The 17,311-nt window shown below is 51.1% G+C and carries 15 protein-coding genes and 2 pseudogenes; 5 read left to right on the top strand and 12 right to left on the bottom strand.

Translation table 11 applies throughout. The features are described from left to right. Window positions 1–21 precede the first annotated feature (21 nt). The 7 genes and pseudogenes from BZK42_RS03945 to BZK42_RS03915 all read right to left on the bottom strand — a co-directional run bounded on the left by BZK42_RS03945 (window position 22) and on the right by BZK42_RS03915 (window position 6,935). Window positions 22–957, bottom strand: coding sequence for an ABC transporter ATP-binding protein (locus tag BZK42_RS03945; protein ID WP_047359106.1), 936 nt, complete (start codon window positions 955–957; stop codon window positions 22–24). Continuing rightward, complete coding sequence (locus tag BZK42_RS03940; protein ID WP_075848212.1) at window positions 950–1,936, bottom strand: ABC transporter ATP-binding protein; 987 nt, start codon at window positions 1,934–1,936, stop codon at window positions 950–952. Before BZK42_RS03940 ends, BZK42_RS03945 begins: the two co-directional genes overlap by 8 nt. Continuing rightward, complete coding sequence (ddpC, locus tag BZK42_RS03935) at window positions 1,933–2,829, bottom strand: D,D-dipeptide ABC transporter permease (RefSeq protein WP_049281776.1); 897 nt, start codon at window positions 2,827–2,829, stop codon at window positions 1,933–1,935. Before ddpC ends, BZK42_RS03940 begins: the two co-directional genes overlap by 4 nt. Continuing rightward, a complete protein-coding gene (locus tag BZK42_RS03930; RefSeq protein ID WP_016153091.1) occupies window positions 2,826–3,848 on the bottom strand; it encodes an ABC transporter permease in 1,023 nt (340 codons plus the stop codon). Before BZK42_RS03930 ends, ddpC begins: the two co-directional genes overlap by 4 nt. Before the next feature lie 44 nt (window positions 3,849–3,892). After that, the gene (locus BZK42_RS03925) at window positions 3,893–5,455 is read right to left on the bottom strand and encodes an ABC transporter substrate-binding protein (protein WP_016153090.1); all 1,563 of its coding nucleotides are present in this window, start codon (window positions 5,453–5,455) and stop codon (window positions 3,893–3,895) included. 15 nt (window positions 5,456–5,470) lie between these two features. Continuing rightward, window positions 5,471–6,058: a D-alanyl-D-alanine dipeptidase gene (gene ddpX, locus BZK42_RS03920; protein WP_080858775.1), complete on the bottom strand. Its 588-nt coding sequence runs from the start codon at window positions 6,056–6,058 to the stop codon at window positions 5,471–5,473. A 14-nt stretch (window positions 6,059–6,072) separates the two neighbouring features. Further along, a pseudogene (locus BZK42_RS03915) lies at window positions 6,073–6,935 on the bottom strand (MurR/RpiR family transcriptional regulator). A gap of 400 nt (window positions 6,936–7,335) precedes the next feature. Between BZK42_RS03915 and hdeB the strand changes: the two are divergent. Together hdeB and BZK42_RS03905 are read left to right on the top strand one after the other, a co-directional pair. After that, window positions 7,336–7,665, top strand: coding sequence for an acid-activated periplasmic chaperone HdeB (gene hdeB / locus BZK42_RS03910; protein WP_003019999.1), 330 nt, complete (start codon window positions 7,336–7,338; stop codon window positions 7,663–7,665). Between the two features lie 155 nt (window positions 7,666–7,820). Next, window positions 7,821–9,764, top strand: a complete 1,944-nt coding sequence (locus BZK42_RS03905; protein ID WP_080858774.1) for a methyl-accepting chemotaxis protein — start codon at window positions 7,821–7,823, stop codon at window positions 9,762–9,764. 65 nt (window positions 9,765–9,829) lie between these two features. On the opposite strand, the gene BZK42_RS03900 is transcribed toward BZK42_RS03905, so the two are convergent. Both BZK42_RS03900 and BZK42_RS03895 read right to left on the bottom strand, forming a co-directional pair. Continuing rightward, entirely contained in the window at window positions 9,830–11,197 is a 1,368-nt protein-coding gene (locus tag BZK42_RS03900; protein WP_080858773.1) for a glycoside hydrolase family 10-like protein, read from the bottom strand. A gap of 12 nt (window positions 11,198–11,209) precedes the next feature. Continuing rightward, the gene (locus tag BZK42_RS03895; RefSeq protein ID WP_065554450.1) at window positions 11,210–11,497 is read right to left on the bottom strand and encodes a VF530 family protein; all 288 of its coding nucleotides are present in this window, start codon (window positions 11,495–11,497) and stop codon (window positions 11,210–11,212) included. Between the two features lie 454 nt (window positions 11,498–11,951). On the opposite strand from BZK42_RS03895, the gene BZK42_RS03890 reads away from it, so the two are divergent. Continuing rightward, window positions 11,952–12,668, top strand: coding sequence for a YebC/PmpR family DNA-binding transcriptional regulator (locus BZK42_RS03890; protein WP_016153084.1), 717 nt, complete (start codon window positions 11,952–11,954; stop codon window positions 12,666–12,668). Window positions 12,669–12,855: 187 nt separating this feature from the next. Here the strand turns inward: BZK42_RS03890 and BZK42_RS29625 are convergent. Then, a pseudogene (locus BZK42_RS29625) lies at window positions 12,856–12,957 on the bottom strand (alpha/beta hydrolase); the annotation flags it as partial. A gap of 478 nt (window positions 12,958–13,435) precedes the next feature. On the opposite strand from BZK42_RS29625, the gene tam reads away from it, so the two are divergent. Together tam and BZK42_RS03880 are read left to right on the top strand one after the other, a co-directional pair. Next, window positions 13,436–14,194, top strand: a complete 759-nt coding sequence (tam, locus tag BZK42_RS03885) for a trans-aconitate 2-methyltransferase (protein ID WP_016157955.1) — start codon at window positions 13,436–13,438, stop codon at window positions 14,192–14,194. 131 nt (window positions 14,195–14,325) lie between these two features. Further along, window positions 14,326–14,703: a GFA family protein gene (locus BZK42_RS03880; protein ID WP_016153082.1), complete on the top strand. Its 378-nt coding sequence runs from the start codon at window positions 14,326–14,328 to the stop codon at window positions 14,701–14,703. Here the strand turns inward: BZK42_RS03880 and BZK42_RS03875 are convergent. Then, on the bottom strand, window positions 14,700–15,614 hold the full coding sequence (locus BZK42_RS03875) for a bestrophin family protein (RefSeq protein WP_046276379.1): 915 nt from the start codon (window positions 15,612–15,614) through the stop codon (window positions 14,700–14,702). The two genes, BZK42_RS03880 and BZK42_RS03875, sit on opposite strands and share 4 nt — an antisense overlap. A 208-nt stretch (window positions 15,615–15,822) precedes the next feature. Further along, window positions 15,823–17,274, bottom strand: a complete 1,452-nt coding sequence (locus BZK42_RS03870; protein ID WP_080858772.1) for a tagaturonate reductase — start codon at window positions 17,272–17,274, stop codon at window positions 15,823–15,825. Window positions 17,275–17,311: the final 37 nt, after the last annotated feature.

The following is a 17,311-nucleotide window of genomic DNA, read 5'->3' as shown; positions in this document are numbered from 1 at the left end:
GCAATACGCCAACCGCTCAGCTCATGCAACCGCCCGCCAGCAGCGAACTTCACCACCGCTATCACTTTTCAGCAATGCCTGTTTCTTCTCACAGCCGCTGGTCGCCAGTGGGCATCTGTCACGGAAAAAACAACCCTGGGGCAGCGTTCGGTTCCCCGGTAGTTCGGTTTTCCGTAACACCAAATCCTCCGCCAGCGGTGCTCCCGTTTTAGGGACCGAATCCAGCAATAACCGCGTGTAGGGATGGGCGGGCTGCGTGAGTACCTGCTGCGCATCGCCCAGCTCAACAATTTGCCCGAGGTACATCACCGCCACGCGGTCGCTCATATGGCGGACCACCGACACGTTGTGCGAGATCAGCACGTAGGTCAGGTTTCTGCGCGCCTGCAATGACACCAGCAGATTGAGAATTTGTGCTTGCACGGAGATATCCAGCGCCGAAGTAGGTTCATCAAGCACAATCACGTCCGGCTCTGATGACAACGCCCGGGCGATGGCAATACGCTGGCGCTGTCCACCGGAAAACGCATGCGGCAGGCGGTCGAGATATTCAGGACGAATTCCCACTTGTCGCGCCAAATCTTCAGCAAGCATACGGCGCTCACGTTCTGCAGGACGTTTTTGGATCCACACCGGTTCGGTGATAATCCGCCATACCGGTAAGCGCGGATCCAGCGATGAAAGGGGATCCTGAAAGACCATTTGCATACCGGTATGCTGCTTGTCACCACGGCGTGCATAGTTGCCCTGACTGGGTTTCAGCATCCCCATCAGCAGTTGCGCCAGCGTACTTTTTCCACAGCCGGACTCGCCAACAATCCCCAGCGTTTCCCCCTGACGGATCTCTAAATCCAGACCATTGAGCGCATGCACCCGTTCCGTTACCTTGCCGAGCCAGTTTTTACGCGCAGGGAAGTTGACATGAACATTCTGCAGCGCCAGTAAAAAATCAGACATGTGTTGTCTCCAGTTGCGGATACCAGCAGGCAGATTGTTGATCCCCGCCTCCCTGACTGCGTAACGCAGGTGTTTCTTCACAACGGGGGCCAGCGGCAAAGCAGCGCTCGCGAAACGCGCATCCCGTCGGTAAGCAGGTTAAGTTCGGCACGGTGCCGGGAATGGCGGGCAGCAATGCGCGCGGCTCGCCGTGTTCCGGCGCGCATTTCAGCAGACCAATGGAATAGGGATGCATCGGGCGTTGAATAACGGTTTGCGTTGGGCCACTCTCAATCACGCTTCCGGCATACATGACGTACAACCGGTCGCATAACTGTGAAACCACCGCCATATCATGGCTGATAAATAACACGGCTGTCCCGCTGGCTCGCGCTTTTAACTTCAGCAAACGCAGCACCTGCAGTTGCACCGTGACGTCCAGAGCGGTGGTCGGTTCATCGGCAATAATAAGCTCCGGTTCACATGAAAAGGCCAGCGCTATCATTACGCGCTGGCGCATCCCGCCGGAAAGCTCAAACGGGAAACGCTTCATGACTTCCGCCGCGTCCGGGATTTGCATCTCCTGGAGTAAAGCGATGGCTTTCTGACGGGCATCCGTGCGGCTTAACGCCTGATGATGGCGGATAACCTCCACCATTTGCTGACCGATGCGTCGGGTCGGATTCAGCGCCGTCATGGGTTCCTGAAAGATCATCGCTACGCGTGCGCCGCGCCATTGGCGCATTTGCTTCTCGCTGGCATTGAGCACATCTTCCCCCAGCAGCGAAACGCGTCCCTGGTGGATATGATAACTGCCTTCCGGCAGCAGACGCATGGTGAGCATGGCCGTCACGGACTTACCGGAACCGGACTCACCAACCACGCCAACGATTTCTCCGCGGTTGATATGCAGCGATACATGGTTAAGCGCATGCACGTCAGCTTTATAGCCGGGAAAACTCAAATGCAAATCTTCGATTTCCAGCACGGGTTGTGTCATGACTGTTTTCCTCCGGCTTTCGGGTCAAGCAGATCGCGAATACCATCGCCAAAGAGATTAAAGCCTACGGCGGTAATCAGAATGGCGGCGCCGGGGAAAGCGCAATACCACCACTGATCAAGCACATAGTTACGGCCTATTGCGACCATCGCTCCCCATTCAGCGCTGGGCTGCTGTGCGCCCAGACCGATAAATCCGAGCGTGGCGGCCATCAGGATCGCACTGCCGATATCCAGCGACGCTTGCACAATTAGCGGGGGCAGAGAGTTACGTAAAATGTGCCAGCTAATCAGATGCCAGCGTGATGCGCCGTAGGTCCGCGCCGCCTGCACATAGGTAAACTGGCGCACTACTAACGTTTGACCGCGTGCGAGGCGCACATAAAACGGAATACGTACGATAGCAATCGCCAGCATGGCGTTAAACAGGCTTGGACCCAACGCGGCGGCCAGCGCCATCGTCAGCACCAGCGAGGGAATGGACAGCATAATGTCCATTATTCGCATAATAATTGCATCGGCGCGTCCGCCCATTACGCCAGACAAACAGCCCAGCAGCGAACCCAATCCCCCGGCGATACCCACCACGACCAGCCCCGCAACGACCGATTGTTGGCTACCCACCAGAACGCGGCTGAACAGATCGCGGCCGACTTCATCGGTACCAAACCAGTGAGCGGCTGACGGGGGCAGCAGGCGCGCACTCAAATTGATGGCATTAGGGTCGTGAGGGGTTATCCACGGCGACAGCACCATCAGCAGCAGTATCAACACAATGATGACCCCGCCAACCAGCGTCAGCGGGCTGCTTTTCATCATCCAGAACAGTTTAGCCCAGTCCGTGCGACGGCGTGCTGTCTGAGGCGCGGCTGGCGTTTCTTGTGTGAGCATCATTGTGCGTCTCCGCGTCCAATTCGTGGATCGATCCACAAGTAGAGTAAATCCACCACCAGGTTAACCAGCACATAGGCGAAAGAGACCACCACGGCAAATCCCATTACCGCCGGGAAGTCGAGCGCCTGAATCGACGTCACCACCCAGGCGCCCATTCCCGGCCAGGCGAAGACCGTTTCAGTCAGAACCGCACCGTAGAGCAGATCGCCCAATGCCAGGCCGAGAACGGTTATCGAGGGGATAAGCGCATTTGGCAACGCGTAACACAACACGATGTACCAGCCCGGCAACCCGCTGGCGCGAGCGGTGCGAATGTAATCTTCACTCAGTTGCTCCAGCATGGCGGAGCGAATCTGGCGGGCAACGATCCCCAGGTGCACAAAGGCCAGCGTCAGTGATGGCAGGATCAGGTGCTGAAGCGCATTGAAAAAGACCTCGCCATTGCCTTCCAGCAGTGCATCAATCAGATAGAACCCGGTGACGTGAGTTGGCGGATCCAGCCAGTCGTCTAAACGTCCACCGCCGGGTAAAATTTGCAGATGACCATAAAACAGCACGATAACCCCCAGCCCCAGCCAGAATGCTGGCGTGGAGATACCGGTGATCGCCATCAGGCGAACGAGGTGATCAAGCCAGCGGTTGCGCCAGACCGCAGATAAAATGCCCAAAGGAATACCGATAACCAGCGCCAGCAACAAGGAGCAGAAAGCCAGCTCAAGGGTGGCCGGGAAGAAGATGCGCAGCTCATCCAGCACCGGACGTCCGGTGCGAATAGAAGTGCCTAAATCACCGTGAAAAATGTCGCTGACATAGCGAAAAAACTGGACATACAGCGGCTGGTTCAGCCCCAACTGTTGGCGAATATTTTCGACAATTTCATCACTGGCGCGATCGCCCGCCAATAGCCGCGCGGGGTCGCCAGGTATCAGGTGCGAAATAATAAAAGTGATTACGCAAACACCGATAACCACCAGAATAAGTCCCCAGCATCGCTGGCGTAAAATGCTCCAGAACGTCATTAGCTTCCCCTTGCGGAGCCAGAGCGGCTCCGCATTAACGTGGCTTATTTACTCATGGTGGAGATATTGAAGACCTGTTCCAGCATGGGGTTGAATACAAATCCTTTGACGTCTTTGTTCATCGCCAACTGATAGTTTTTCTGGAATAAATAGACGTAGGCGGCTTCATCAATCACGATAGTTTGCGCCTGCTGGTAGTCATTGGTTCTGGCAACCTGATCGGTCGTGGCCAGCGCGCTACGCAGCAGCTTATCGACCTCACCGTTTTCATAGAATGAACGGTTACCCGGCAAGCCTTTCTTATCTGACTCAAACCAGTAGTTCATAAACATGTACGGATCGGCGAAATCAGGGCTCCAGTTGCCAATGGCAATGTCGTAATCTCCTTTGCCCACGCGGTCACGCATGGTGGCGTTCGCCAGTTTTTCCAGCTTGACCTTAATGCCCAGTTTGCCAAGGCTTGCCTGGGTCGCGAGCGCGATAGGTTCCCAGTTGGGATCATTATCCGAGTACAGGAAGCTCAGGCTGTCAGGTTTGGTGGCAACTTTCTCCCACGCCGCTTTCGCTTTGGCTTCATCGAAACTGTACTGCATGGCCTTGTCGTCAAAACCCCACATGCCTTCAGGGATCGGACCTCGCATTTGCTTACCGTTGCCGCTCAGGATCCCGTTTACCATGCCTTTATAATCGGTGGCCCACGAGATGGCGCGGCGTAAATCCACCTGATTGAGCGGCGCTTTACTGTTATTCAGATACAGATAGGTCACGCGCAACGAGGGATAATCCGCCACGTTAACTTTGCCTTCCTGTTTTAAGGCGGCAAGCTGGTCAACCGGAAGCGCATCGGCAATGTCGATATCACCCCGCGACAATTGCAGACGGCGAGAGGCGCTTTCACCGATGATTTTTACCGAAACCCGCTTAAACGCCGGTTTTGCACCGGCATAATATGGGTTAGGAACCAGCACCAACTGCTGTCCCTTTTGCCAGCTTTTGAGCATGAAGGGACCGGAGCCTGCCGTGTTCTGCGCCAGGAATCCGCGGGCATCGTCTGCGGCATGCTCTTTTAAGACGGCCGGGTTAATAATTGAGGCCCCGTCATTGGCCAGCGTATACAGGAACGGCGCAAATGGCTGGCTGAGGGTAAACTTCACCGTATTGTTATCGATAGCCTCGACCTTCAGATCTTTCGGGAACGCTTCTGCAGGCCCCTGGCCGATTTTGAGCAAGCGTTCAAAAGATTGCTTTACCGCATCAGCCGTCACCGGCGTTCCGTCGGCGAATTTGGCATCGTTTTTCAGGATAAACGTCCACTCTTTCTGGTCGTCAGAGGCCTTCCAGCCGCTGGCCAAATCGCCTTCAACTTCCGTGGAGCCTTTACCGCCATCTGTTTTGTACTGAACCAGCCGCTGATAAGAGGGATAGGTGACCGTCCAGTCGTTGTTATCGATGGTCACGGCGGGATCGAGCGTCTGCGGATCGGCAGCTTTGCCGATCACCAGCATATCTTTGGGAACGGCGGCCTGCGCAGCGGGCAGGGCAAACGCCAGCGCAACGGCTATCAGAGCGGGGCGAAAAAACGCGTTTAACGCAGGTGTAGTCTTCATAACCAGGCTCCAGAATTAAAGGGAATGTTGTGTTGTTATGGGTGTGACAGTGTAACAATCTATCTGATCGTCAAGCAGCGGATAGCGGGCGGCATCAGGTAATTCAAAATGCCACCACTCGCTGGTGATACCGACAAAACCGCCGCCGAACATAATGGCATTGAGCAGCAGGCGGTTGCGCTGCGCAGCCGGAGGAACAGAAGGGTGCCAGGCATGGGAACGGTCGTGCATCTCATCAAAGCCGGCGCCCATATCGAGAAGATTGCCACGATCGTCCATTAGCGTAACGTCAATGGCCGTCCCGCGGCTGTGATTGGATCCTATCGCCACATCAACAACATACTGAGGATCTGGACACGCATTCCACAGCACCGCCTGCGCCTGCTGCGGGCGATACGCGTCGTATACCACAAGTTTCAGGCTCGCCAGTTGCGCAATACTGATGCTTTTCGCCAGCGCAGTGACCGCCTCGGTGTGCAACAGGCAACGAGCTTCCCGGTAGATAGGGGCGCCGGTAATGTTGTCTGCCGTAGCGTATTTAAGATCGATATGCAGCGACGGGAATATCACCGACAGATCGACCAGTTCTGGGGTTTCTGACATAGCACGTTTCCTGTTTATTGTTCGAATTGACCAAATTGTTGTTGTAACTGGCGATTGGTTTGCAGGCGTTCTGCGAGGGAGTCACCCAGTTGTGCCACCACCGCAGAGAGTAATAAGTTGAACAGACAGCTCACCGGAGCCAGTGAGTCCCAGAAATGTCCGGTGTCAGTTTTCACCTGAAGTAAGTCAATGGAATAGTCTCTGGCCCACGGGCACCACACATCGGTGATTAACGCCAGCGGAATGCAGCGTTCTGTGGCAACGCGGCAATATTGTCGCGAGATAGCGGAATAGGCGCGCATATCGGTAATCACCACGTAAGGCTGGGTGAATCCTGAATTCAGCGACTCGACCCAACTGCCGGAAAGACCTTCGGAGTAGCTGACTTTAGGCCGCAGGTATTCCAGGTGACTGAAAAAGGCGTTAGCGATCCCGCGGGTGGACTGGATCCCAAGGATATACACGGCTTCCGCATGTGCCAGCCGCTGCGCTATGCGTAAAAACGTTTCGCCTTGCGCGAGTTGATAGACATAGGTAATGGCGTCGATTTCCAGTAACAGCGACTGCTGCGCGCGATCTGGCAGGCTTTGTTGCTGGTGCCAGGAGTCCAACCGCTCGTTCATCCCCCAGGGTTGATAGGCGACGACGGGTAGCTCCCGCAGGCTGGCTTTTGCATCTTCCAGATTGCGAAAGCCCAGTTTACGCAGATAGCGTCCAACGGTAATGCCGCTGGTTCCGGTCGCTTTAGCAATACCATCCGCGGTTTCAGGATCTGCACAGCATGGGCTAACAGCCACCCGGCCACGCGCTTTTCGCTGGGCGTCAGTTGGCTAAAGGTCTGCTCTATACGGGTAAATAACTCCGGTTTCGCTGTCATTACCTTCTCGCTGTTAATTGTTTGTCAGAGTACGGGTCACTGTTAGCAAATTAACAATGCAGGACGCGTGCCATGTTGGTAACAGCGGCACGCTGACCATTTTTGTTAAAAATCAACCCATATCCATTAACTAATGATCAACATTTGTGCAGCGTAGTTCAGTTTTGGTGCAGCGACAGGGGAAGAGGGGTATGAATCTGCTGATTTCGTCGGAACGATCACATTGTGGGCACGTTTTACGCCCAGACATCAGAATCAGTAATGTGAAATATAAATTTCAGCCATATCAATGGTGGCAATCTTTATTCTTATGACGTTAGGGGTATTATTTTTTGCGAACTACATTAACGGTTTGAAGCGCAAGTGTAGATATTATTTATATTATAAATGGAGTACTACAATGAATAAATTCTCCCTTTCTACAGCAGGTATTCTGGTCGCAGCGCTGTTAACCAGTGTCAGCGTCAATGCAGCAACTGATAACGCTAAAACTGAAGTGACTCCAAAAGGCATGAATTGCCAGGAGTTTATTGATTTGAACCCGCAAACTATGGCCCCGGTGGCTTTCTGGGTGCTCAATGAAGACGAAGATTTCAAGGGTGGCGATTACGTAGACTATAACGAAACCGTGACTACTGCAGTTCCTCTGACCGTTGAACTTTGTAAAAAACATCCGCAGAGCGAATTAAGCAAAATAAAAGACGAAATCAAAAAAGAATTATCCAAATAAGATTAAGTCATTATTAAAACCCAGCCAAAGTGCTGGGTTTTGCTATTTGTGACAATGTCACCTATTTATTTTGTGATACTTAAGAAAACTTTATAAAGATATAAACGCCTGTGCCGATACTGGATAAAAGTTAGCCTTTTGCAGAAGGAGTTTGTATGGCCTGGTATCCTACTCGTATTTCAACGCGTTTAACCATCGGCGGCATTCTGCTGCTTGCAGTCACGACCTTTGTTATTGTGGTGATTATGCTCTGGCGTGGTCAACCGCGCGTCGTTGAAATCAACACCGCCCTGATCGAAGAAACAGGGCAAGGTTTAACCCGCCAGTTGAGTACCGTATTGTCCCGAATTGAAGGTGAGACCGTCAGCTTGTCACGACTGGCTGAGGTGCTGCCAAATGATGAATCTCTTTATCAAAGCGTCGTTCCGCATCTGATTGGTGAAGATAAAGATTCGATTATTACCGGCGGCGGTATCTGGCCAGAACCAGACGCTTTCACCGCAGGTGTGGAGAAAAGAAGCTTTTTCTGGGCGCGTAATGCTGAAGGTAAACTGGTGTATTCCAACGACTATAACGTCGAAGGGTCAAGCGGATACCACAATGAAAACTGGTATCAGCATGCTAAAGGACATTCACAAAACAGTTGCTTATGGTCTGATGTCTACCAGGACGCCAGTTCAGGCGTCAACATGGTGACGTGCAGCGTACCCTATCAACTGGCGGGCAAGTTTGCCGGTGTCGCCACCACCGATATTCGCCTGGATAACGTCGCCACTTTCATGCAGCAGCAGGGAAACAGCACCGGTGGTTACGCGTTTATGGTGGACAAGCAGGGACAAATCCTCTATTTCCCGCAGGCCGATCTGGCGAAATATAAAACCATTAACGATCTGGCGCAAAGCGCGCAATGGCTTATCCCGGTGGAAAACGGTCTGAAATCTCTGCGCCCAGCGGACGGGGTGAAAACAGTTACGCTTGCAAATGATAACGTCCTGAATTCGGCTTCACGGGTGATGCTGTTCCCGATGGCGGATACCGGTTGGGTTGTTGGTCTTGCGACGCCTGAATCGCGTATCGTCGGCCTTGCCAAAGTGATGATGCAGGACGTGCTGGAAGTGTTGATCCCGATCATGACCCTGTTGCTGGTGGGATCCTGGCTGGTGGTTCGCCGACTGATTTCACGTCTCGATGATACCCGTCAGGCTCTCGATGATATTGCGCAGGGAGAAGGCGATCTTACCCGTCGCCTGGATGTGCGTGGCAAAGATGAGATTTCCGCTATCGCCGAAGCGTTTAACTTGTTCGTCGATAAAATCTCAGCCATTCTGATCACTGTCAGAAGCAGTAGCGTAGTGGTGGCGAATAACGCTGTCAGCCTGGCAGACAGTAATATGGAACTTTCATCTCGCGTGACGCAACAGGCCGCTGCGCTGGAAGAGAGTTCAGCGGCGATGGAACAGTTAAATGCGACCGTTCATCAAAATGCCAGTAATACACAACTGGCGGATGAACTCTCTGATAGCACCGCGCAAACGGCCAACCGCTGCGGCGATGTTATGCAGGGTGTTATCTCTACAATGGATAACGTCAGTGCCTCATCCGGCAGAATGGTGGAAATTGTCGCGGTTATCGATAGCATTGCGTTCCAGACCAATATTCTCGCCCTGAATGCCGCGGTTGAAGCCGCCAGAGCAGGTGATGCCGGGAGAGGGTTTGCCGTTGTGGCCTCCGAAGTGCGTACGCTGGCCCAGCGCAGCGCCACTGCCGCGCAGGAAATAAAAGCATTGATTGATGAATCCGTTTCTCATGTAGGTAGCGGAAGTCAGCAAATTCACAATGCGGGCGAACGTCTGGGAGAACTGGTCAGTAATGTACGTCAGGTACGTCAGTTGATGGGGGAAATACGCGTTGCGGGTGAAGAACAACGCAAGGGTGTTTCCGAAGTTACGCTGGCCGTTACCGAAATGGACAGCACCGTTCAGCAAAACGCCTCGTTAATAGATGATGCCGCCGCGCGAACGCAGGCGCTGAAAGAGGAGGCGGAACAGCTGGCGATGCTGGTCTCATCATTCAGATTGCCTGAGCCTTCAGTTGCCTGATGGATCGGTTAAGAGCGTCCGTATTACCGGGCGCTCTTGCGTTATAAATCTAATTCGGACGACCATTAACGCCCCCAACGACTGCGAATATAGGTCACGGCTTCCTGCGTTTGCGGCTGATTAAGGTAATCTTCGCGAAACAGAATTGTGCCGTTAATGTGCGGTTCAGACTCGTTCAGATCGAGCTGTTTTTTCAGCTCCGGCACACCGCCTTTGACCGTCCAGTCAGGTTCTTTTCGCGACGGCTCACCGACTTTGTACAACGCCACCCCAATATACAGGCGGGTGTTGGTTGATTTGACGACATCTGCCCACCATTTCGCCAACACATCGTAACGCGCCGCGTCGCGGGCAAAAGGCCAGTACAGCTGCGGGGCGATGTAGTCCAGCAAGCCTTGTTGCACCCAGCGGCGGGTGTCCGCATACGATTCATCATAGGCTGCCGCGCCGCGCGTGTCGGAGCCCGCCGGATCGTGCGAACGGTTGCGCCACACGCCCGCAGGGCTGACGCCAAATTCAACTTCAGGTTTGAGTTTCTTAATGGTTCGTGAAACCTGCGCGATCAGGCGTTGCGTGTTATCGCGCCGCCAGTCAGCTTTGGAGACAAATCCCTGGCCGTATCTTCTGAAGGTCTGGCTGTCGTTGAGCGCAGAGCCGGGAGACTCGGTATAGAAGTAATCATCGAATTGCACGCCGTCAACCGGGTAATTCTCAACCACTTCCGCCACGATGCTGGTTATCCAGTCACGCACTTCGGGAATACCGGGATCTAACACAAAACGCTCGCCCGAGGTACGGATCCAGTCCCGATGCAGGACATAAACGCTGGAAGGCGTCTGTGACAGCGTGTTGTTTAATTCGGTAACCGTTGCCGGTTTAGTGTTCACGGACACGCGGTAGGGGTTAAACCAGGCATGGACTTTCATTCCGCGTTTATGCGCTTCATCGAGCATAAACCGTAACGGATCGTAACCCGGATCCTGACCAATCTTACCGGTCAGGGTATCTGACCACGGCAAGATTGTAGATTGCCACAGCGCAGTGGCATCGGGCTTCACCTGGAAAAAAACGGTGTTAATACCAAGACGTTTCAGGTTATCCAGCTTGTCCGTCAGCGCCTTTTGCTGCTGGCTGATACGAACGGCAGGCGAGCTGATGTTGACGGATGAAATCGGCGGCCAGTCAAGACGCGAAACCGTTGCCAGCCAGATACCGCGTACCGGCTCCTTGCTCTGCTGTGGTTTGCCTACCGGGGGCTGTGGGGTGATTTTTGAACCTGGCGGCTGTGAAGAACAGCTGCCAAGTAGCAACATACTGCCTACGAGCAGCGCGAACCATTTCATGTTGGTTCGCGGCAGCCTGGCTCGGGAACGGGCGAGAATATTCGCCAGTTTTTTCTGATAATTTGCTGAAATAAAACCGGATGCTGACATCAGATTTTGCTCTTAATTCTTCTTGTTGCGGCTGTTAGCCCAGGGATCGAACGCCGGTTCGGTGGTGTTACTTGAGGCCAGATCATGCAGTGAATCCAGGTACAGCGCTTCAACTTCTGCCCGCGCCCAGGGCGTGCGGCGCAGAAACTTCAAACTGGATTTAACGCTCGGCTCATTTTTAAAGCAGTTGATATTAATGCGTTGCGCCAGCTCAGCCCAACCATAACGATCAACCAGTGCATTGACCTGCATTTCAAGCGTTACGCCATGTAAAGGGTCTTTAGAAATATGAGCATTCATATGAAGTCCAGTTCAGTGGTTCCAGATTTTGTCAGTAGTGCAACGGGAAGAAGGTTACAAGAAAGCGGGGCGACCAGCAATGGCATCTGTTCCTCAGGCTTTCATGATTAAGAAGTAAACATCAGCCAAACATTGCTGAAGAAAAGATCTGGATTAGATGCGTTCATTAATCTTAAGTAGGTATTTATACCTGGATTGTTACTTCAGCTTCTCTTTATTTATGTATTATTGCTGTCATTCGACTATTAAAATTAAAAAAACAAAAGTTCTAAAAAAACAAAAATAATATATCCATAATGTTAACCATTGATAAAATTAAAGTAACATTTAGTAAAACATGGATATTTTGTTTTTCATGGACGAGAGTTTACATATCATGATATAATATTGCGGAAAAATTTGCAGGCTATTAATCTGCATGTAATGTAAATGAATTTCTGAGGAGACTATTCCAGTGGGACGTAAATGGGCAAATATTGTTGCTAAAAAAACTGCTAAAGACGGTGCAACGTCTAATATATATGCAAAATTCGGTGTAGAAATCTATGCTGCTGCCAAACAAGGTGAACCAGACCCAGAATCAAACTCAGCTTTAAAATTCGTTATTGAACGTGCGAAACAAGCACAGGTTCCTAAACACGTTATTGATAAAGCAATTGATAAAGCCAAAGGCGGCAGCGATGAAACGTTCGTGCAAGGGCGTTACGAAGGCTTTGGTCCAAGTGGTTCACTGATTATCGCTGAAACATTGACGTCAAATGTTAACCGTACGATTGCTAATGTCCGCTCAATTTTCAATAAAAAAGGCGGGAATATCGGAGCGGCAGGTGCTGTCAGCTATATGTTTGACAATACCGGGGTGATTGTATTTGCAGGAACAGATCCTGACCATATTTTTGAAATTTTGCTTAATGCTGATGTAGATGTTCGCGATGTAACCGAAGAAGAGGGAAACATCGTTATTTATACTGAATCTACAGACCTTCATAAAGGAATTGCAGCCCTGAAAGCCGCTGGGATTACTGAATTCTCAACAACAGAATTAGAAATGATTGCTCAATCAGAAGTTGAACTTTCACCAGAAGATTTAGAAATCTTTGCAGGACTCGTAGATGCCCTTGAAGATGACGATGATGTTCAAAAAGTCTATCACAACGTTGCAAACCTCTAATTATAAATAAAGGAATCTGTTATTGCGGCAGATCTTTAACTTATAAAGTTGTTACAAAAATATCTAGCCCGATACATTGATTATAAAAAAAGAAAAAATTTACGGTAGAAAATCAAAGTGGCTGTCTGCTTTTGCTCAAGGCAGACAGTCATGTCCAGCAGTTTTCAGTCAGGATTAGCAGGGGGAGCTTTTCCAGGAATGAAAAAACCGCTTCCTGGCTTCCTGACTCGAAGGCGACAACAGCTCTGACCTTATCGTTTTTCATCACTGTGTACCAACCGGAACCGCCAAACTAAGAATGGCTAAAGAGGGATCTGCATTCGGGGTCATCTGACGAAAACTTTTTACCATAGCAGATAAGGGAGGGGTAAGGATTTGATGGAACGGCGTCAGTTAAGGGGTATGAACTAAGCATTCATCAAATACCAAATTGCATTTAACATAATATACATTATGCGCACTAGTGTTGAGTAAGGTAGAATCTGATGCTTTATGGTAATCCTTGTGCTGCTCGATAATGATGGTCAAACCTCTTTTCAAATGCCGTTACCAGCGCTAACCATTTTCGACCTGTGCCACATCACTCACTGAACATCAAAACTGATAACTGTAGTTCACGCAGGCAAACCACAGACATGCCAATCTGTCTTCCTGGCATATTTCTGCCCTTATCCTTCATTATCATATAATCTTCTAAATGAAATGGCTCACCGGCAAGGACTTATGCGGCCCTTTCTGCCTTTTTCTCTCATACTGGAGATTCATTCATGGCTGACTGGAACCCTTCGCTTTATCTGCAATATGAAACTGAACGTTCAAGACCCGCAGCGGAATTACTCAACAGAGTGGCGTTAGAGAGTGTTCGTTCAGTTGTTGATCTTGGCTGTGGTCCGGGAAACAGCACGGCATTACTGCATCAGCGCTGGCCTTCGGCTGTAATAACCGGGGTTGATTCCTCACCCGCCATGCTGAATGAAGCGCGCAACGCATTACCGCAATGCCATTTTATTGAAGCGGATATCAGTCAGTTCCAGCCCGAGCATCCTGTGGATCTGCTTTACGCAAATGCGTCTTTACAATGGGTACCCGATCACTATGAACTATTGCCGAACCTGGTATCGCTGCTGGGTCGCAACGGCGTTCTGGCCGTACAAATGCCGGATAACTGGCTGGAACCCACGCATGTTCTGATGCGCGAAGTGGCTTATGAACAGGGTTTCCCGGACCGGGGCCGTGCGCCACTGCCTGGCGTACATGCCTACTATGATATTTTGACCGAAACTGGCTGTGAGGTGGATATCTGGCGCACCACGTATTATCACATTATGGATTCTCATCAAGCAATTATCGACTGGGTAAGTTCTACAGGCCTGCGCCCCTGGTTACAGGATTTGAGAGAAAGCGAGCAACGTCAGTATCTGGCGCGCTACCACGAACTACTTCAGGAGCAATATCCACTGCAGGAAAATGGCAAAATTTTACTGGCATTTCCCCGATTGTTTATTGTTGCGCGCCGCAATAATTAAGCATTTATCATCAGATAGATCACAGGAATAGAGGATCGCCTATGAGCGCCCTCGCCTTTTTAACATAAGGATCTAGTGACAATGCGAGGCATCTGCTAGTGTCTTGCCACGTGTTTCTGACGGGAGTTATTATGTCTAAAGTCTACATTGGTGGGTGTCTTTGTGGTTCGATCCGCTTCACGGCCAGCAGTCCTAATAATTCCCATACCTGCTCCTGCGATATATGCCGGAAACATACGGGCGCACCGACCGTCGTCTGGATTGAGTTTGATGCAGAAAATGTAGAATGGACGGGAAAAGCCGGAAAACCGACAACCTGGCGCTCGTCAGAAACGAGTTGTCGAGCCTTTTGCCCTCAGTGCGGCAGTTCCGTGGGCGCTATTGATGACGCCCCGGTAATTGCACTTTTAGCCGGGGCTTTTGATGATCCTAACGATGAAGACCTGGCACCTGAGTTTCATTCGTTTTCCGATATGCAGCCAGCCTGGTGGCAAAACGAACGTAACTAAGTTAGTTGGTAATGCTTATCAGGCATGTGTTTTGCTGGCACATTTGTTTCATCGTTCATCTGCAGCAAATCAATTTCGATCGCATTGCAAATCGCATCCAGCGGCAGGTCATTGTTCTCTGTGCCAAACGGATCTTCAAGCTCTTCTGCAAGCGTGTCGAGCGAGATAAATGTATAGGAAATAAGCACAGAGATAAACGGTGTCATGTAGTGCAGATCCACCACTAACGCGAATGGCAGCATGATACAAAACAGGTATACCGTGCGATGAAGGATCAAAGTATAAGCAAACGGGACCGGCGTATTCGCAATCCGCTCACAACCAGCCAGTACCGCAGACATATCGTTTAACCTATTGTTTAAACTATGAAATAATATGTCTGACAGTTGACCATTACGCCTGCGCACGGCCAACCACTCTCCCATCAACAACAAAATGCGGTTTGCTGGAGATTGTGAGGCAAATACCGTCTGCAGATCTTTCTCGCTGAGGTACTTCGCCAACGGCTCTGCCTGCGGCTTTCGACGTAAAGTCATGCGTAAACAGTGGGCAAACGCGATTTGCAGACGAACAAACTCCCCTAATTCGGCGTCGTCCGGTAAGGTGGTTTTTACCTCACGCAGTAGCGATCGGGAAGCAATCATCAACTGCCCCCACAGGTGTCGGGCCTCAACGTAACGTGAATAACAGGCGTTATTGCGAAAACCTAAAAAGATTGCAATCGCCACGCCGAGAATGCTGAATGGCGCCAGGGTGAATTTGATTCCCAGCATCGTATACCACGGAAGCATGATAATAACGGCGATGGAGAGCAGGAAGTTTAGCAGCAGTCGTGAAAAGATTTTGGATAATACTGACCCATGCCAAACGAATATTAGGCGTAGCCAGTGTTGTTGGGGGCGAACGATCATGGTTTTCTTCGGGAAAATGTGAAATCCATCACATTAGACGCGATCATGATCAATGTTGCAAGTTAATCGCAACATTAACTAAACAACTTTTGCGCTGCCAGAACCACCGCGCACCGGAGTTACAGAACGGTGTAGTTATTAATAAACAATAGTATGTTGTAACTAATGAATGTTCTATAAAAAACCCGGCCTGAGCCGGGTTGTCTTCTTAGCACAATGGCTTAACGGCTTCACGCATGCCTTTGGCCAGAATGGTATCCAGATCGGCTGAAACCTGCTCCACGAGTCCGGAAACCTGAGTCAGATCCTGTTCCCAGTGTTCTTTAACGCCCAGTACCGATTTGACTAACTCGTCGGTGCTTATCTGGCGGTCATGATGCTGGGACCACAGCTGTTGAAAACGTGCCACCCAGTGCGCATCATCCTGGACCGGATAAGCCTCACCGTTACGCTCTCCACGATAGAAAGCAATCAGCGCGGCAAGCGCAAACGTCAGGCGCGCCGGCAGTTTGCCGCTGGCCTGTTGCCCTGCCAGCAGCTGCGGCAAAATACGGGTACGGAATTTAGTCATGCCGTTCAGGGCAATAGACAGCAACTGATGCTTGATGTACGGATTGCAGAATCGACCGGTCACCGCGCTGGCGAAAGACGCCAGCTCATCGCGGGGTAAATCCAGTACCGGAATGATCTCTTCATAAATCGCTTTTTCAACGAAGGCGCAAATCTCTGCGTCATTCATCGCCTCGCCCACGGTGTCCAGCCCTGCCTGCCAGGCAACGGGAACCAGTGCGGTGTGTGCGCCGTTGAGAATCGCCACTTTTCGTTCTTTGTACGGTTTGATGTCATCAACAATCAGGACATTAAGCGGATATTTATCCAGACGCAGCTCTGCAGCTAATGACTTCGGTCCCTGAATAACGAACAGATAGAAGTGTTCTGCAGTGTCGAGGAAGGCATCGTGATAGCCCAACTCAGCTTCCAGTTTCTCCACTTCGTCACGCGGATAACCGGTAACAATGCGGTCCACCAGCGTGGAGCAAAATGCGTTGGCCTGATCCAGCCACTGAATAAATGCCTCTGGCAGCGCCCACTCCTGAGCGTAGCGCAGGACCAGTTCACGCAGCGCATCACCATTGTAATCAATCAGTTCGCAAGGAATGATAATCCAGCCTTTATCCGACGCGCCATTAAAATGGCTGAAGCGTTCGAACAACAATCGGGTCAGTTTAGCCGGATAACTCACCGCCGGTGCATCCTCAAACTTATCGCCCGCGTGGTAGCTGATGCCCGCTTCAGTCGTGTTGGAGAACACAAAACGCATATCTGGATTATGCGCCAGCTTCAGGAACTCATTGTATTCGCTATAGACGCTGATTTCGCGGTTAACCGAACGGATCAAACGGGCATCGCTTACGGCCTCGCCCTTCTCATTCAAACCACGAATGATGGTGGTATAGAGACCATCCTGCGTACTCAGCGATGGCGGGAAGGTACTTTCGATGGGACGAACAATGACTACACCAGCGTTCAGATCGGTATGTTCGTTCAGCAAATCGACTTGCCAGTCAACAAAGGCGCGCAGGAAGTTTCCTTCACCAAACTGAATAATGCGTTCAGGATACTGAGCACCGGGGAAATCGCGACGATTTAGTGTTTGCACAATGGGTTCCCTTTTTAATTAGTCATACAACCTGATT

The organism is Citrobacter braakii, from assembly GCF_002075345.1.
GTDB classification, from domain to species: domain Bacteria; phylum Pseudomonadota; class Gammaproteobacteria; order Enterobacterales; family Enterobacteriaceae; genus Citrobacter; species Citrobacter braakii.
Note: the sequence above shows the minus strand (reverse complement) of the source record. Positions and strands in the feature narration are given on the sequence as shown.

Bases quoted from the DNA above. Each gene is read 5' to 3' on its own strand.
- BZK42_RS03945 (WP_047359106.1), bottom strand. From the start codon at position 957: ATGTCTGATTTTTTACTGGCGCTGCAGAATGTTCATGTCAACTTCCCT.
- BZK42_RS03940 (WP_075848212.1), bottom strand. From the start codon at position 1,936: ATGACACAACCCGTGCTGGAAATCGAAGATTTGCATTTGAGTTTTCCC.
- ddpC (WP_049281776.1), bottom strand. From the start codon at position 2,829: ATGATGCTCACACAAGAAACGCCAGCCGCGCCTCAGACAGCACGCCGT.
- BZK42_RS03930 (WP_016153091.1), bottom strand. From the start codon at position 3,848: ATGACGTTCTGGAGCATTTTACGCCAGCGATGCTGGGGACTTATTCTG.
- BZK42_RS03925 (WP_016153090.1), bottom strand. From the start codon at position 5,455: ATGAAGACTACACCTGCGTTAAACGCGTTTTTTCGCCCCGCTCTGATA.
- ddpX (WP_080858775.1), bottom strand. From the start codon at position 6,058: ATGTCAGAAACCCCAGAACTGGTCGATCTGTCGGTGATATTCCCGTCG.
- hdeB (WP_003019999.1), top strand. From the start codon at position 7,336: ATGAATAAATTCTCCCTTTCTACAGCAGGTATTCTGGTCGCAGCGCTG.
- BZK42_RS03905 (WP_080858774.1), top strand. From the start codon at position 7,821: ATGGCCTGGTATCCTACTCGTATTTCAACGCGTTTAACCATCGGCGGC.
- BZK42_RS03900 (WP_080858773.1), bottom strand. From the start codon at position 11,197: ATGTCAGCATCCGGTTTTATTTCAGCAAATTATCAGAAAAAACTGGCG.
- BZK42_RS03895 (WP_065554450.1), bottom strand. From the start codon at position 11,497: ATGAATGCTCATATTTCTAAAGACCCTTTACATGGCGTAACGCTTGAA.
- tam (WP_016157955.1), top strand. From the start codon at position 13,436: ATGGCTGACTGGAACCCTTCGCTTTATCTGCAATATGAAACTGAACGT.
- BZK42_RS03880 (WP_016153082.1), top strand. From the start codon at position 14,326: ATGTCTAAAGTCTACATTGGTGGGTGTCTTTGTGGTTCGATCCGCTTC.
- BZK42_RS03875 (WP_046276379.1), bottom strand. From the start codon at position 15,614: ATGATCGTTCGCCCCCAACAACACTGGCTACGCCTAATATTCGTTTGG.